The organism is Aquabacterium sp. (assembly GCF_049274795.1).
Lineage (GTDB): Bacteria > Pseudomonadota > Gammaproteobacteria > Burkholderiales > Burkholderiaceae_C > Aquabacterium.
Genome location: NZ_JBASTH010000042.1, coordinates 23,965 through 40,000, shown reverse-complemented (window position 1 = coordinate 40,000; position 16,036 = coordinate 23,965). Strand labels below are relative to the sequence as shown.

Annotated in this window: 12 protein-coding genes; 6 read left to right on the top strand and 6 right to left on the bottom strand. The window is 69.7% G+C overall.

Translation table 11 applies throughout. The features are described 5' to 3' along the window. Positions 1-9: 9 nt before the first annotated feature. The 4 genes from fadB (at position 10) to WAQ08_RS07065 (ending at position 5,099) form a co-directional block, all read left to right on the top strand. On the top strand, positions 10-2,160 hold the full coding sequence (fadB, locus tag WAQ08_RS07080; protein ID WP_422190384.1) for a fatty acid oxidation complex subunit alpha FadB: 2,151 nt from the start codon (positions 10-12) through the stop codon (positions 2,158-2,160). 48 nt (positions 2,161-2,208) lie between these two features. Continuing rightward, entirely contained in the window at positions 2,209-2,991 is a 783-nt protein-coding gene (locus tag WAQ08_RS07075; protein ID WP_422190382.1) for an SDR family NAD(P)-dependent oxidoreductase, read from the top strand. 123 nt (positions 2,992-3,114) lie between these two features. Continuing rightward, complete coding sequence (locus tag WAQ08_RS07070; RefSeq protein ID WP_422190380.1) at positions 3,115-4,293, top strand: acetyl-CoA C-acetyltransferase; 1,179 nt, start codon at positions 3,115-3,117, stop codon at positions 4,291-4,293. Beyond that, entirely contained in the window at positions 4,293-5,099 is an 807-nt protein-coding gene (locus tag WAQ08_RS07065; protein WP_422190378.1) for an enoyl-CoA hydratase-related protein, read from the top strand. Before WAQ08_RS07070 ends, WAQ08_RS07065 begins: the two co-directional genes overlap by 1 nt. An 844-nt stretch (positions 5,100-5,943) precedes the next feature. Here WAQ08_RS07065 and WAQ08_RS07060 read toward each other — a convergent pair. From WAQ08_RS07060 to WAQ08_RS07045, 4 genes are read right to left on the bottom strand one after another with little or no spacing between them, the layout of a single operon-like run. Then, entirely contained in the window at positions 5,944-6,720 is a 777-nt protein-coding gene (locus WAQ08_RS07060; RefSeq protein WP_422190376.1) for an SDR family NAD(P)-dependent oxidoreductase, read from the bottom strand. Next, positions 6,717-7,898, bottom strand: coding sequence for an acyl-CoA dehydrogenase family protein (locus WAQ08_RS07055; RefSeq protein WP_422190374.1), 1,182 nt, complete (start codon positions 7,896-7,898; stop codon positions 6,717-6,719). The genes WAQ08_RS07060 and WAQ08_RS07055 overlap by 4 nt, the downstream gene beginning before the upstream one ends. Positions 7,899-7,905: 7 nt before the next feature. Beyond that, complete coding sequence (locus WAQ08_RS07050) at positions 7,906-8,706, bottom strand: crotonase/enoyl-CoA hydratase family protein (RefSeq protein WP_422190372.1); 801 nt, start codon at positions 8,704-8,706, stop codon at positions 7,906-7,908. Further along, the gene (locus WAQ08_RS07045) at positions 8,703-10,250 is read right to left on the bottom strand and encodes an acetyl-CoA acetyltransferase (RefSeq protein ID WP_422190370.1); all 1,548 of its coding nucleotides are present in this window, start codon (positions 10,248-10,250) and stop codon (positions 8,703-8,705) included. The genes WAQ08_RS07050 and WAQ08_RS07045 overlap by 4 nt, the downstream gene beginning before the upstream one ends. Positions 10,251-10,523: 273 nt before the next feature. Here WAQ08_RS07045 and WAQ08_RS07040 point away from each other — a divergent pair, with 273 nt between their 5' ends. Both WAQ08_RS07040 and ilvD read left to right on the top strand, forming a co-directional pair. After that, positions 10,524-11,714, top strand: a complete 1,191-nt coding sequence (locus WAQ08_RS07040) for a CaiB/BaiF CoA transferase family protein (RefSeq protein ID WP_422190368.1) — start codon at positions 10,524-10,526, stop codon at positions 11,712-11,714. Positions 11,715-11,819: 105 nt separating this feature from the next. Then, complete coding sequence (gene ilvD / locus WAQ08_RS07035; RefSeq protein WP_422190366.1) at positions 11,820-13,679, top strand: dihydroxy-acid dehydratase; 1,860 nt, start codon at positions 11,820-11,822, stop codon at positions 13,677-13,679. 162 nt (positions 13,680-13,841) lie between these two features. Here the strand turns inward: ilvD and WAQ08_RS07030 are convergent, their stop codons facing one another. Together WAQ08_RS07030 and WAQ08_RS07025 are read right to left on the bottom strand one after the other, a co-directional pair. Then, a complete protein-coding gene (locus tag WAQ08_RS07030) occupies positions 13,842-14,885 on the bottom strand; it encodes a phosphotransferase family protein (protein WP_422190364.1) in 1,044 nt (347 codons plus the stop codon). Beyond that, positions 14,882-15,982, bottom strand: a complete 1,101-nt coding sequence (locus WAQ08_RS07025) for an NAD(P)-dependent alcohol dehydrogenase (protein WP_422190362.1) — start codon at positions 15,980-15,982, stop codon at positions 14,882-14,884. Before WAQ08_RS07025 ends, WAQ08_RS07030 begins: the two co-directional genes overlap by 4 nt. Positions 15,983-16,036 lie beyond the last annotated feature (54 nt).

The window sequence follows — 16,036 nt, the reverse complement described above, 5'->3', positions numbered from 1 at the left end:
GGAGCGCACGTGTTTCAAGGTGACAGCATCCGCCTGAGCAGGCTGGACGAGGGCTTCGTCGAACTGTGTTTTGACGCCAAGGACGAACCGATCAACAAGCTCGACGCCCGCACGGTGAACGAGTTCAGCCAGGCCACCGAGCTGCTGGCCAAGGCCGGGGATGTGCGCGGCGTGCTGGTCACCAGCGCGAAGGATGTCTTCATCGTCGGCGCCGACATCAAGGAATTCGGCGAGATGTTCAAGGACAGTGCCGAGCAGATCGCCAGCGGCGTGCTGGTCAAGAACCAGATCTTCGTGGCGTTTGAAGACCTGCCCTTCCCGAGCGTGGTGGCCATCAATGGCTTCGCGCTGGGCGGCGGGCTGGAGCTGGCCCTGGCCGCCAGCCACCGCGTGATGTCCACCGCCGCGCAGGTGGGCGTGCCCGAAGTCAAGCTGGGCCTGTTCCCGGGCTTCGGCGGCACGGTGCGCCTGTCGCGCGTGGCTGGTGCGCAGGCCGCGCTGGACTGGATCGCCAGCGGCAAGCCCGCCAAGGCTGCTGCCGCCAAGGCGGTCGGCGTGGTCGATGAGGTGGCCGAGCCCGCGGCCCTGCGCGCCGAGGCCCTGGCCCTGCTGCGCAGCGCTGCCGATGGACATGTGGATTGGAAGGCCGCACAGGCCCGCAAGCGCAACCCGCTGCCGCTGTCTGACGCCGAGCGCCAGACCCTGTTCGCCACCGCGGTCGAGAAGATCAAGGCCGACAGCCCGCCGCACCAGCCCGCCGCGCTGATCGCCGCCGAGATGATGGCCGAGGCCGCCGCCGTGGACCGCGCCAAGGCGCTGGCCCTGGAGGCCGCCGCCTTCGGCCGTGTCGCCAAGACGCAGGCCGCTGGCGCGCTGGTGCAGGTCTTCCTCAACGACCAGTTGATCAAGAAGGTCTCGCGCAAGCACACGGGGCAGGGCGGTGGCAAGGTCAAGCAACTGGCCGTGCTGGGTGCTGGCATCATGGGCGGCGGCATCGCCTACACGGCCGCGCTGCGCGGCACGCCCGTGCTGCTCAAGGACATCGCCAGCAAGCAGCTGGACTTGGGTGTGGGCGAGGCCAGCAAGCTGCTGGCCCGCCAGGTCAAGTCCGGCCGCCTGGCGCAGGACAAGGCCGACGCCATCCTGCAATCGATCAAGCCCCAGCTCGATGACCGGGGCTTCGACGCCGTCGACCTCGTGATCGAGGCCGTGGTCGAGCGCCTGGACATCAAGCAGCAGGTGCTGGGTGTGCTCGAAGGCTCGGTGCGCAACGACGCCATCATCGCGTCCAACACCTCCAGCCTGCGCATCGACGACATCGCCCGCCCGCTGCTGCGCCCCGAGAACATCGTGGGCATGCACTTCTTCAACCCCGTGCCGGTGATGCCGCTGGTCGAGGTGATCCGTGGCGTCAAGACCAGCGATGCGGCCGTGGCCACCGCGGTGTCGCAGGCCCTGGCCATGGGCAAGACGCCCATCGTGGTCAAGGATTGTCCGGGCTTCCTGGTCAACCGCATCGTCACGCCCTATGTGAACGCCTTCCTGCAGTTGGTGGCCGATGGCGCCGACTTCGAAGAGGTCGACCGCGCGATGGAAGCCTTCGGCTGGCCCATGGGCCCGGCCTACCTGCAGGACGTGGTCGGCATGGACGTGGGCTCGCACGTGGGTGATGTCATCTCGGCCGGCTACCCCGAGCGCATGAAGCCGGTGGCGCGCAACGTGGTCAAGCTGATGGTCTCGCGCCAGCGCTACGGCCAGAAGACAGGCGAAGGCTTCTACCGCTACGCGCCCGATGCAGGCGGCAAGCCGCGCAAGACCTCGTCGCCCGAGGCGCGCGAACTGGTGCGCAGCCTGCAGACCGAAGGCCAGCACCGCTTCACCAGCGAGGAGATCGTCGAACGCATGATGCTGCCGATGATCATCGAATCGGCCCACGCGCTGGAAGACGGCGTGGTGGCCTCGGCGGCCGAGGTGGACATGGCCCTGATGATGGGCCTGGGCCTGCCCGCCTACCTGGGCGGCGCGCTCAAGTACGCCGACTGGCTGGGCCTGCCCCAGGTGGTGGCGCTGAGCGAGCGCTATGCCTCGCTGGGCCCCGCGTACTGCGCCACGGCCCGCATGCGCGCCATGGCCGCGCAGGGCGAGAGCTTTCACCGCTGAGCACCTGCCTGCCTCGGACCTCTTTCACAACATCCCTTCCTCATCCCCATGAAACTCGATTCCAGCATCGCAGCCGTCGTGACCGGTGGCGCCTCGGGCCTGGGCGCGGCCACGGCCCGCCGTCTGGCGGCCCAGGGCGTCAAGGTCGCCATCTTCGATCTCAATGCCGATCTGGGCGAAAGCCTGGCGCGTGACCTCGGCGGCGTGTTCTGCCAGGTCGACGTGACCTCGGACACCGATGTGGACGCCGCCCTGCAGCGCGCCCGCAGCCGCCATGGCCAGGAACGCATCCTGGTCAACTGCGCCGGCATCGGCAACGCCACCAAGACGGCCAGCCGCGACAAGACCAGCGGCGAGATCCGCCACTTCCCGCTGGCCGGCTTCGACCGCATCATCCAGGTCAACCTGGTGGCCACCTTCCGCTGCATCGCCAAGTCGGCGGCCGGCATGCTGACCTTGCCGCTGCTGCAGGACGGCGAGCGCGGTGCCATCGTCAACACGGCCTCCGTGGCTGCGGAGGACGGCCAGATGGGCCAGGCGGCCTACTCGGCCTCCAAGGCCGGCATCGTGGGCATGACCCTGCCCATCGCGCGCGACCTGATGAGCGAAGGTATCCGCATCAACACCATCTTGCCGGGCATCTTCAATACGCCGCTGCTGCAGGCCGCGCCGGACCACGTCAAGGCTGCGCTGGCTGAATCCGTGCCCTTCCCCAAGCGCCTGGGCGAGCCCGATGAATACGCGCAGCTGGTGGAAGTGATGCTGACCAACGGCTACTTCAACGGCGAGAGCGTGCGCCTGGACGGCGCGATCCGCATGGCACCGCGCTGAGCGCGCGGCCACCGCAGTCTCAAGGCCTTTCACCAACTTCCACGCACCGGCCACCCAGTCCGTCCCCACGTTCCCGCTGGCCTACCCGTACGCCCAACGCTTTCCGATCAAAGGACCCGAGTCATGTCTGAAGCCTACATCGTTGCCGCCGCCCGCACGGCCGGGGGCCGCCGCGGCGGTCGCCTGTCCGGCTGGCACCCCGCCGACCTCGCAGCCCAGGTGCTCAACGCCCTGGTGCAGCGCACCGGCGCCGACCCCGCCGCGATCGACGACGTCATCATGGGCTGCGTCGGCCAGGTGGGCGAGCAGGCCTGCAACGTGGCGCGCAACGCCATCCTGTCGTCCTCGCTGCCCGAATCGGTGCCCGGCACCTCGGTGGACCGCCAGTGCGGCTCCTCGCAGCAGGCGCTGCACTTCGCGGCCCAGGCCGTGATGTCGGGCACGCAGGACATCGTGATCGCCGCCGGTGTCGAGAGCATGACGCGCGTGCCCATGGGCACGCCCATCACCCTGCCGCTCAAGAACGGCCTGGGCCTGTACGTGAGCCCGGCGATGAAGCAGCGCTATGACGGCGTGGAGTTCAGCCAGTTCAGCGGCGCCGAGACCATCGCGCGCAAGTACGGCCTGAGCAAGGATCAGCTCGACGCCTTCGCGCTGCTGAGCCACCAGCGCGCTGCCGAGGCCACGCGCCTGGGCCGCTTCGAGGAAGAGATCGTGCGTGTGGAAGTGCGTACCGCCGATAGCGACACCCCGAGCGAGCCGCATCTGGTCGACGAAGGCATCCGCTTCGACGCGACGCTGGAAGGCATCGCCGGTGTCAAGCTGATCCAGGAAGGCGGCCTGCTGACGGCCGCGAGCGCCAGCCAGATCTGTGATGGCGCCAGCGGTGTGCTGGTCGTCAACGAGCGCGGCCTGAAGACGCTGGGTGTCAAGCCCCTGGCCCGCATCCACCACATGACCGTGATCGGCCATGACCCGGTGATCATGCTGGAGGCGCCGATCCCGGCGACGCAGCAGGCATTGAAGAAGGCGGGCCTGTCGATCAACGACATCGACCTGTACGAGGTGAACGAGGCTTTCGCCTCCGTGCCGCTGGCCTGGCTGCAGGGTGTGGGCGCCGATCCGGCCAAGCTCAACGTGCATGGCGGCGCGATCGCGCTGGGCCACCCGCTGGGCGGCTCGGGCACCAAGCTGATGACGACGCTGGTGCATGCGCTGATCCATCGTCAGGCCCGTTATGGCTTGCAGACCATGTGCGAAGGCGGTGGCCTGGCCAACGTCACCATCGTCGAAAGGCTGTGATGAGTTCTGGTGTTCGCTACGAACGGGAAGGTGCTGTCGGGGTCGTGACGCTGGACAACGCGGCACGGCTGAACCCGCTGACGGAGGTGATGCAGCAGGCCTTGCTGGAGATCCTGGACCAGGCTGGGCGCGACCCGCAGGTGCGCGCGCTGCTGATCATCGGCGAGGGCCGGGGTTTCTGCGTGGGCGCGGACCTGGGCTCGATGGTGCCCCAGCCGGGCGACACGCGCAGCCTGGGCACACGCACGGCCGATGCGATGGCGGTGCTGTCCAACAAGCTGGTGGTGGCCTTGCGTGAGGCGCCCTTTCCGGTGGTCAGTGCGCTCAATGGCGCGGTGGCGGGCGCGGGCGTGGGCCTGGCGCTGGCGGCCGACCTGGTGGTGGCGGCGCGCTCGTCGTACTTCTACTTTCCCTTCATGCCCAAGCTGGGCATCGTGCCCGACCTGGGCAGCACCTGGTTCCTGGTGAACCTGCTGGGGCGCTCGCGGGCGCTGGGCCTGACCTTGCTGGGCGACAAGCTGTCATCGGCGCAGGCGCTGGAGTGGGGGCTGGTGTGGTCCGTGGTGGACGACGAGGCCTTGCCTGAGGAGGGCCGCAAGCTGGCGCAGCGCTTGGCGGAGCTGCCGGCGCATGGGGCGCTGGAGATGCGCCGTGCGTTCGAGGCGGCGCGGTGCAATGACCTGGCGACGCAGCTGGCCTATGAGGCCGAGCGGCAGCGCGAGTTGATCGACCATCCGGATTTTGCGGAAGGGGTGGCGGCGTTCATGGGACGTCGGTCGCCTTCGTTCGGGAACCGGTCTGGTTGATTTCGTTCTTTTCTCTTCGTGACTTTCGGTGTGTTTGGGGCTGGCACGGATTTCCGGGGTGTGCCGGCCCCTTTTTTTGCGCGCCTTTTTTTGACTTACCAGGTTGTTCCTGGCATTCGACGGTTTAAGCGTTTTGTCGGTGCAACGCGGGGCGGGGGTTGAGGGGGCCTCTGGGTGGGCTTCGATGTTGGCGGTCCTGCCTTTGGCAGGACTGCTCTCCGGTGCTCGTACGGGGCAGGTGGCTGCGCAACTCGCCCTTGCAGGGCTCAAACATGCTCGCCATCCCCTGGCCACAGGCCAGGGGCAAACCTGCCCCTCCCTGCGCGCCTCCGACGCCAACAAGGCGCCCACCCAAAGGCCCCCTCAACCCTTTTCCGTCCCGCTCGTGGCGGTGCCACATCTCTCGTTCTGGCGGCTCGCACAGATGCGCTTCAACAAAGGGCGCAAAGCGCACGGGCGGCAACGATGCTCATCGAGTCGAGCCGACCGCGGCAACGGTTCCGCAGCGAGCGGGATGGTCGAAGTACGGGTAGCGGGGCATCAAAGGGCTGGGCTGGTATCTGGCTGGGCGCCTTGTTGGCGCCGAGCAGCGCAGCGGCGAGGTGGGCATGCGCGGAGCGCATGCTTCGTCAACTGACTGGCCGCATCTGTTTGAGCGCAGCGGCGAAGCCGCGTAGCGAGTTATGCGGCCCCACCTCGTCGTGAGCAGCGCAGGGCAGTCACGCCGCAGGCGTGACCGACAACAAAGAAGCCCGGCCAGATGCCGGCCCAGACCCCGCCCCGCGTTGCCGCGCCAAAGCGCTCAACCCGTCGAACGCAAAGAAGAAGCGCAATCAGAGATGCATCAAAGCGGCGACACCAGATGCCCGCCATCAACAGCCAGCACCGACCCCGTGATGTACGACCCCGCCTGAGACGCCAGCAACAGCAGCGCCCCATCCAGATCGGAGGGCGATCCAAACCTCCGCTGCGGAATCCGCGACATCAAGCGCTGTCCCGGCTCACTCGCCAGGAAATCCCGGTTCAACTCCGTCGCGATGTACCCAGGCGCCAAGGCATTCACCCGGATCCCCAGCCGCGCCCATTCCTGCGCCAGAGCCTTCGTCAGGTGGATCAACCCGGCTTTCGACGCACAGTAAGGCGCCACGGCCCCTCCCACACGCTCCCCCAGGATCGACGCCACATTGACGATGCTGCCGGGCTTGCCCGCCGCCTGCAGCCGCCGCGCCGCTTCCGTCGCCACCAGCCAGGCCCCCTTGAGGTTGGTGTTGAGCACCAGGTCCCACTGCGATTCCGTCTGCGCCAGGGCCGGCGCCGAGGTCGCCACGCCGGCGTTGTTCAGCACGATGCCCGGCGGCCCCCAGCGGCCCTCGATGCGCGCAAACGCATGCACCACCGAGCCATCGTCGTTCACGTCCAGCTCCACCGCATGGGCTTCCAGCCCCTCGGCGTTCAGGGCCGCCACGGCAGCCTGCAGCTTGTCCAGGCGGCGCGCGGCCAGCAGCACGAGTGCGCCGGCCTGCGCCAGCACGCCGGCCGCATGCAGCCCCAGTCCGCTGGAGGCGCCGGTCACCAGCGCCGTCTGCCCTTTGAGCGAGAAGCGGTCGGCCAGCGTCGTCATCGCGCCACCTCGGTCGTGCGTGGTCCGCGCGCGATCTGGCGGCCGATGCGCCAGCGGTGCACTTCGCTCGGGCCGTCATAGATGCGGAAGGCGCGCATGTCGCTGAAGATGCGCGAGACGATGCTCAGGTCGGTCACGCCGCGCCCGCCCAGGATCTGCACGCTGCGGTCCACCACGCGCCACTCGGCCTCGGAGCAAAGCACCTTGGCCATGCTCGATTCGTGGCCCGCGGCATTGCCCTGGTCCAGCAGCCAGGCGCAGTGCCAGATCACCAGACGCGCGGTGTGCAGGTCCAGCTCGTTGTCGGCCAGCATGAAGCTCACGCCCTCGTGCGCGGCCAGCTTGTGGCCGAAGGCCTCGCGCTCGCGGGCATAGGCCACGGCGGTGTCGTGCGCGCGCCGTGCCTGGCCCAGCCAGCGCATGCAGTGCGTCAGGCGCGCCGGGGCCAGGCGCAGCTGCGCGTGGCGCAGGCCCAGGCCCAGCTCGCCCAGGCGGTCGCCCTCGGGGATGCGCACGCCCTCGAACTTCACGATGGCATGGCCGCCGGTGAAGCATGAATCGAGTGCGTCGAGCTGGCGCTCGATGGTGATGCCGGGGCGTTCCATGTCCGTCAGGAACATGGTGGCGCTGCCGTCTTCCATGCGCGCCATCACGATGGCGAAGGCCGCGCCCACGGCGCCGGTGATGTGGATCTTGGTGCCGTCGATCACGTAGTCGCTGCCATCGCGGCGGGCCGTGGTCTGCAGCATCGACGGGTCGGAGCCGGCGCCCGGGGCGGGCTCGGTCATGCAGAAGCACGAGCGGGTGTGGCCTTCCACCAGGGGCTTGAGCCAGCGCGCCTTCTGCGCGGGCGTGGCCACCAGTTCCATCAGGTGGATGTTGCCTTCGTCCGGTGCGTGGATGTTCAGCGCGATCGGGCCCAGCGGCGAGTACCCGGCCTCTTCGAACACGATGGCCTTGTCGACATGGCTCAGGCCCAGGCCGCCCAGTTCGCGCGAGGCGTGCGGCGTGAGCAGCCCCACGGCGCGGGCGCGGGCGATCAGTTCCTGGCGGAGCTCTTCGGTGGGGCCGTGCGGCGTGCAGCGCGGGTCGGCCTCGAAGGGGATCACCTCGTCGGTGATGAACTGGCGGGTGCGTTGCCGCAGGTCTTCTTGTTCAGGGGTGAGTTGAAAGTCCATGGTGCTGTCAGCGGCCCCGCCATTGGGGCGCGCGTTTTTCGATGAATGCCTGCAGGCCTTCCCGCAGGTCCTCGCTGGCCGCCACGCGGGCCAGGCCCTCGGCGCTCAGCTGGCGCAGTGTGGCTTCTTCCAGATCGTGGGCCTGGCGGGCCACGCCCAGGCTTTCGCGCACGGCCAGGGGCGCGTTGCGCGCGATGCGCTGGGCCAGGGCCAGGGCGGTCTCCTGCAGCTCGGCGGCAGGCACCAGGTGATTGACCAGGCCGAACTGGTGGGCACGTGCGGCCTGCAGCGGATCGCCCGTGGCCACGAGTTCCAGCGCGATGTGGCGGGGCAGGGCGCGCGGCAGGCGGTACAGGCCGCCGGCGCCGGCGATCAGGCCGCGTTGCACCTCGGGCAGGCCGAAGGTGGCGTGGGCGGCGGCCACGATCACGTCGCAGGCCAGGGCGATCTCGCTGCCACCGGCCAGGGCCGGGCCGTTCACCGCCGCGATCCAGGGTTTGCGGCGCGGCGCGTAGACGAACCCGGCGAAGCCGCCGCGTTCGGTGCGCAATTGCTTGCCGCGCCCGGCCGCCACTTCCTTGAGGTCGGCGCCCGAGCAGAAGGCTTCCTGGCCGGCGCCGGTCAGCACCACGGCGCGGATGCTGTCGTCGGCTTCCAGGGCCTGCAGGGCGGCCTCCAGCGCGTTGGCCACCTCGCCGTTGATGGCGTTGCGCGCCGAGGGGCGGTTGAGCGTGAGCCGCGCGACGTGGCCGGGCAGGTGCTCGATCAGCACCACCGCGTCGGACGGGGCTTGAAGTTGGGCGCTCATGCGGCGAATCTCCAGTGCAGGCGGCCATCGTCGGCGCGCGAGGTGACGCCGGCCTGGCCGACGGGGCTGTGGTCGAGGGCGGTCAGCCGCGCCAGCGTGGCCGCGTCGCTGGCCGGCACGCGCGACATCAGCCGGCGGCCATCGGGCGTGCGGGCGATGACGATGCCGAAGTCGGGCAGGCCGTCGCGGTCGTAGACCACGGTGTGCGTCTCGACGGTGGCGGGGCCTTCGTAATCCACGGCCAGGTCGGGCACGGGGCCGCGGCGCTGGTCGGCCTGGGCCTGCACGCTGTGTGTGGCCGCCAGCGGCGCAGGCGCGGCGGCGTTGGAGAGCACCAGCGCGTGGTGCTTGGTGACGAACTCGCCCTGGCCGTACAGCAGCGCGTGCTGCTCAGGCTGGCCGCTGCGCAGGGCGCGCACCAGGGCGGCCGCGGCGTGCGTCATGTAGTTGTTCAGCGGCGCGCCGAAGAAGCTCAGGCCGCCGGTGGCGCTCATGGGCGCGTCGGCGGGCAGGCCCAAGGTGCGCCGCGCCATCTTGGGCACGATGGGGAAGCAGCTGTACAGCTCCAGCACATCGAAGGGCTGGCCGCCCACCAGGGCTTGTGCGGCGTCGAGCACGGCCTCCTGCGCGGGGGCGTGGCGGTAGTGGTCGCGGGCCAGGTAGTCGCGCGGCTCCTGCGCCGAGGCGCCGCCCCACACGTGCACCAGGCGTTCAGCAGGGATGCCCAGCTCCAGGGCCAGCTCCAGGCTGGTCATCAGCACGGCCGCGCCCATGTTGACCAGCGGGTTGGCCACCATGCGCAGGGTGTAGGGCCAGGCGATCAGGCGGTTGCGCTCGCCCGGCGTGGCGATCTCGTCGGGCCCCAGGGCTTGGCGCTGCCAGGCGTGCGGGTTGCGGGCGGCGGCCTCGCTCATGCCGGACCACAGGCGGGCCGATTCGTTCAGGGCCTCGGCGGGGCTCTGGTCCCAGGCGGCCAGCAGGGCGTTCTCGTACAGGGGGTAGACGTTCACCGGGGCCACCACGCCGTGGCGCACGGCCTCGGGGTGGCAGATGTCGGCGCCGCGCAGCAGGCGGGCGTTCGCGTCCTTGGGCGACCAGGGCAGCGACAGCTTGGCCTTGGCGGCGGCGGCCACGGTATGGCTGGCTTCGGCCCCCACCACGGCGGCCACGGCGCTGTGCCCGGCGGCGATGCGCAGGGCGGCCTCGTGCAGCAGGCGCACGGGCGATTCACCGCCGGCCACGGCGTAGGCGCGGTGCGCGGGCTGGATGTGCAGGCGTTCGCACAGCAGGGCCGGCGCATCGGCGTAGGGCCAGGAGTGCTCGCAGACCACGTCCAGCGCATCGATGCCCTGCAGCAGGGCGGTGCCGGCATGCGGGCGTGCGCCGCTGAGGGCGTCTTCCTGGGCGGCGCGCAGGGCCGCCTCCATCAGGGCGATCGGTTCCAGGCCCTGGGCCGGGTCCTTGTCTCGCCAGGTGATCTCGCCGATACCGACGATGACCGGCGTGCGGGCCGGATCGGTGGGCATGCGTGTGCGGTGCGCCATGGGATGTTCTGCGTGTGTCAGTCTCTGAGGGATCCGGCAGTGTCGCGAGAAGCGGCGCGCGGCGTGATCGTCAGAAGCGACGAAAAGCCCGGGGGCGTTGTTGGGCTGCGGCGGGGCAGGCGCAAGGCGCCGGGCCCACCAGCCCGCCGCCATCCCACGTCGTCCGTTCTGACGATTGCTGCGCCGCATGCCCCGCCGGAAGATCCGCGCCATCGTGGGCCGGCCTCCCGGCCAGCGCCCTGCCCCCTCAGCCGCACCGAACCGACACCCGCCATGACCGCTTCCCCCTCCATGCTGCAAGGCATCCGCGTGGCCGACCTGAGCACCGTGATCTTCGGCCCCTATGCCACGCAAGTGCTGGCCGACCTGGGCGCCGACGTCGTGAAGGTCGAGCCTGCCGGCATGGGCGACGCCATCCGCATGGTGGGCACGCCGCCCAAGACACCGGGCATGAGCCCCATCCACCTGCGCCTGAACCGGGGCAAGCGCTCCGTGGACTGGGATCTGCGCACCGAGGAAGGCCGGGCTGCTCTGCGCCGCCTGGTCGAATCGAGCGACGTGTTCATCCACAACGTGCGCGCCGATGCCATGGAGCGCCTGGGCTTCGACTACGAGACCGTGCGGGCCCTGAAGCCCGACATCATCTACGTGCACTGCACCGGCTTCGACCAGCGCGGCCCCTACGCCGGCCTGCAGGCCTACGACGACATCATCCAGGCCGCCGCCGGCGTGGCCACCCTGCTGCCGCATGTCGACGGCAACCCCCGCCCGCGCTACCTGCCCATGACCCTGGCCGACAAGGTCTCCGGCCTGCACGCCGCCTACGCCGTGATGGCCGCCCTGGTGCACCGCCTGCGCACCGGCGAGGGCCAGTTCGTCGAGGTGCCCATGTTCGAGGCCGTGGCCAGCTTCAACCTGCTCGAGCACCTGTTTGACCGCACCTTCGTGCCCCCCACGGGCCCGGCGCGCTACACCCGCCAGGTCGATCCGACCCGCCAGCCCATGCCCACCAAGGATGGCTGGATCTCCATCGCCCCCTACCTGGACGACCGCTGGGTGCGCTTCTTCGAGGCCGTGGGCCGCGCCGAGGTGCTCAAGGAGCCCCGTTTCGCCGACCCGCTCAGCCGCCGCCGCCACATGGGCCAGATGTACGAGCTGATGTACGAGATCACCCCCTCGCGCACCACCGACGAGTGGCTGGCCCTGCTGGCCCGGATCAACGTGCCGGCCATGCGCGTCAACGACATCGAGGATTTGCTGGTCGATCCTCAGCTCAAGGCCAGCGGCCTGCTGCACCAGCGCCACCACCCGACCGAGGGGGATTACCTGGAAGTGCGCGCCCCGGTGCGTTTTTCGGCCTGGGGCGACCAGGAGACCCCGCCGGCCGCTACAGTGGGCCAGCACAGCGAGGCCCTGGCGGCGGAACTGGGCGTCGTCCTGCCCCGCCGGCCCGCCAAGGCCTGAGCGAAACCCCAGGGCTGCACGCGCCCGGGGGGTGGGGGATAATTGCGGACTGGGCCCAGGTCCCGTGGCCTGCTTCCATCCCCCGAAATTTCTTCAGCCCCCACGATGCCCGCATACCGTTCCAAGACATCCACCGCCGGTCGCAACATGGCGGGCGCGCGTTCCCTGTGGCGCGCCACCGGCATGAAAGACGAGGACTTCTCCAAGCCCATCATCGCCGTGGTCAACTCCTTCACGCAGTTCGTGCCCGGTCACGTGCACCTGAAGGACCTGGGCCAGCTGGTCGCCCGCGAGATCGAGGCCGCCGGCGGCGTCGCCAAGGAGTTCAACACCATCGCGGTCGACGACGGCATCGCCATGGGCCACGACGGCATGCTGTACTCCCTGCCCAGCCGCGACATCATCGCGGACTCGGTGGAGTACATGGTCAACGCGCATTGCGCCGACGCCATGGTCTGCATCTCCAACTGCGACAAGATCACCCCTGGCATGCTGATGGCCGCCATGCGCCTGAACATCCCCGTGGTGTTCGTCTCGGGCGGCCCGATGGAAGCGGGCAAGACCCGCCTGGCCAACCCCGTCACCAAGGTGATGGAGTTCAAGAAGCTGGACCTGGTGGACGCCATGGTGATGGCCGCCGACAAGTCCTACTCCGACGCCGACGTGGCCGAGGTGGAGCGCTCGGCCTGCCCGACCTGCGGTTCGTGCTCGGGCATGTTCACCGCCAACTCCATGAACTGCCTGACCGAGGCCCTGGGCCTGTCGCTGCCGGGCAATGGCACCGTGGTGGCCACACACGCCGACCGCGAGCAGCTGTTCAAGCGCGCCGGCCGCCGCATCGTCGAGCTGGCCCGCGAGTACTACGAGAAGGAAAACGAGCGCATCCTGCCGCGCTCGGTGGGCTTCAACGCCTTCGAGAACGCGATGACGCTGGACATCGCGATGGGTGGCTCGACCAACACCATCCTGCACCTGCTGGCCATCGCCCGCGAAGCCGAGATCGACTTCACGATGGACGACATCGACCGCCTCTCGCGCGTCGTGCCGCAGCTGTGCAAGGTGGCGCCCAACACCAACAAGTACCACATCGAGGACGTGCACCGCGCTGGCGGCATCATGGCCATCCTGGGTGAGCTGGCCCGTGCCGGCAAGCTGCACGTGGATGCGCCCACGGTGCACGCGGCCACGCTGGGCGAAGCCCTGGCGCAGTGGGACATCGCCGTCACGCAGGACGAGGCCGTGCGCCACTTCTACATGGCCGGCCCCGCAGGCATCCCCACGCAGGTGGCCTTCAGCCAGAACACGCGCTGGCCCAGCCTGGACCTGGACCGCGCCGAGGGCTGCATCCGCTCCAACGAGCACGCGTTCTCGCAGGAGGGCGGCCTGGCGGTGCTCAAGGGCAACATCGCGCTCGATGGCTGTGTGGTCAAGACGGCGGGTGTCGATGAAAGCATCCTGGTGTTCGAGGGCACGGCCCACGTGACCGAGTCGCAAGACGAGGCGGTCGAGAACATCCTGGCCGGCAAGGTCAAGGCCGGTGACGTGGTGATCGTGCGTTATGAAGGCCCGAAGGGCGGCCCGGGCATGCAGGAGATGCTGTACCCGACCAGCTACATCAAGTCGCAGGGGCTGGGCAAGGCCTGTGCGCTGCTGACGGATGGCCGGTTCTCGGGCGGGACGTCGGGTCTGTCGATTGGTCACTGCTCGCCTGAGGCGGCTGCGGGTGGCGCCATTGGCCTGGTGCGTGATGGCGACAAGATCCGCATCGACATTCCGAAGCGCACGATCGATGTGCTGCTGTCGGATGAGGAACTGGCGCAGCGCCGGGCCGAGCAGGATGCCAAGGGCTGGAAGCCGGCGAAGGTGCGTCCTCGCAAGGTGTCGGCGGCGTTGAAGGCCTATGCGAAGCTGGTGACGTCGGCGGATACGGGGGCTGTGCGGGATCTGACGAAGCTGGAAGATTGATGTGATGGGCGGCAGGCAGAAGTTTCTGAGCGCTGCCTTCTGATTTGCACTGCATCGGCTGAAGCCGCCTCTTTCAGGGGCGGCTTTTTCTTTGGTCTTCGGTGGGTGGTGCGCTTTGGCGGGGAGCGCGGGGCGGGGGTTCTTGGCCGTGGTCGGTTCGGGTCAGATCAGCTCGACGGCGGCCTGGGCGAAGGCGGCTGATTGGCGGCCGACGGCCACGGCGTCTTCGGCGGCGGCGTTGCCGCTCTGGGCGCGGGCGCTGATGCCTTCGAGGATCACGGCGAAGCGGAACAGGGAGAAGGCGAGGTGGAAGGCGGTGACGGGCTCATGCCGTTGGCTGCTGGCCTGGTAGTGGGCCAGGTACTCGGCCTGGGTGGGCAGGCCCAGGGCGGCCAGGTCCAGGCCCTTGAGGCCATCGAAGGCGCTGGGGGCGGTGTGAAAGCCCATGGCGCTGTAGGCGGCGTCGGCCAGGGGGTGGCCCAGGGTGGAGAGTTCCCAGTCGAGCACGGCGATCACGCGTGGCTCGGTGGGGTGGAACATCAGGTTGCCCAGGCGGAAGTCGCCGTGGACGATGGTGGTCTCGTCACCCGGGGGGATGTGCGCGGGCAGCCAGGTGATCAGGCGCTCGATGTTCGCGTCTTCGCGCGTGCGGCTGGCCTGCCACTGCCTGGTCCAGCGGCCGATCTGGCGCGCGAAGAAATTGCCGGGCTTGCCGTAGTCGCCCAGGCCCAGCGCGGCCCAGTCCACGGCGTGCAGGCTGGCCAGGGTCTCGGCCATGGCCAGCCAGCAGGCGCGGCGCTGCGCGGGCGGCAGTTCGGGCACGGACTGGCTGGACAGCACGCGGCCATCGAGCTTGTCCATCACGTAGAAGGGCGTGCCGATCACGGCGCGGTCGTCGCAGAAGGCACGCATGCGCGGCACCGGCACGCCGGTGTCGGCCAGCGCCTGCTGGATGCGGAACTCGCGGTCCACCGCGTGGGCCGATGGCAGCAGTTCGCCCGGCGGCTGCTTGCGCAGCACCAGGGCCTGGTCGCCCACGTACACGAAGAAGGTGGGGTTGGACTGGCCGCCGTGGATGCGCTCCAGCCGCATCGGGCCTTCGCAGCCGGGCACCTGGCGTTCCAGCCAGGCCTGCAGGCGGCCGGTGGCCTGTGCGTCCAGCACTGCGCTGTTGCTGGTTTGGTCGCCGCTGCCGCCGTGGCTCATGCCGCGTCCATGGTGATGATGGGCTTGACGGTGACGCCGCTGCGGCAATCACTCACCGCGTCGTTGATGGCGTCCAGCGGGTAGGTGCGGCACATGCGCTCGAAAGGCAGTTGGCCGGTGCGCTGCAGTTCCACCAGTTGTGGGATGAAGAGGCCGGGCACGCTGTCGCCCTCGATCGAGGCGCGGATGGTGCGGCCGCCCAGCAGCAGGCCGGCGTCCAGCGGGACCTTCACGGTGGGGGGCGGCAGGCCCAGCATCAGGCTGGTGCCGGTGCGGTGCGTGGCGGCCACGGCCTCGGCCATCACGGCAGGGATGCCGGTGGCCTCGACGGCGAAGTCCGCGCCGCCGGGAACGAGGGTCTGCACGCGCGCGGCGCTGGATGTGTCGTTCACCTGGATCAGGTCGGTGGCGCCGAACTCGGTGGCCATGTCCAGGCGCGAGGCGTGCAGGTCGATGGCGATGATGCGGGCGCAGCCGGCCAAGCGCGCGGCCATCACGGCCGACAGGCCCACGGCGCCCAGGCCGAACACGGCGATGCTGCTGCCGGCGGCGGGCTTGAGCACGTTGAGCACGCCGCCCGCGCCGGTCTGCACGCTGCAGCCCAGCGGGGCCAGCGCGGACAGCGGCACATCGTTGCGCACGCGCACGGCATCGCGTTCACGCACCAGCGCGTGCGAGGCAAACGATGACTGACCGAAGAAGCCCGCGGCCACGGGTTGACCAGCGGCATGGTGGGCGCAGCGGCCGTCGGGGCGGCGGATGGCCAGGTTCAGTTGGCGCGCGACCTGGCAGTAGGCAGGGCGGCCGGACTGGCAGGGGCCGCAGTGGCCGCAGGCGGCGAAGCTGAGCACCACGTGGTCGCCGATGCGCAGGTGCTTGGCTTGCGGGCCGGCGCGCTCGATGACGCCCACGCCTTCGTGGCCGAGGATGGCGGGCAGGGGGTAGGGCATGTGCTGGTCCAGCGCGACGAGGTCGGTGTGGCACATGCCGGTGGCCACGAGGCGCACGAGCACTTCGTCACCCTGCGGGTCGTCCAGCTCGACGGGTTCGATGCTGAACTGGCCGGCTTGGCGGGTGACGGCGGCGCGGATCTCCATGGTGTGGGCTCCCTGGTCGGGTGGATGGCGTACTGGGCCGCATCCTAGGAATCT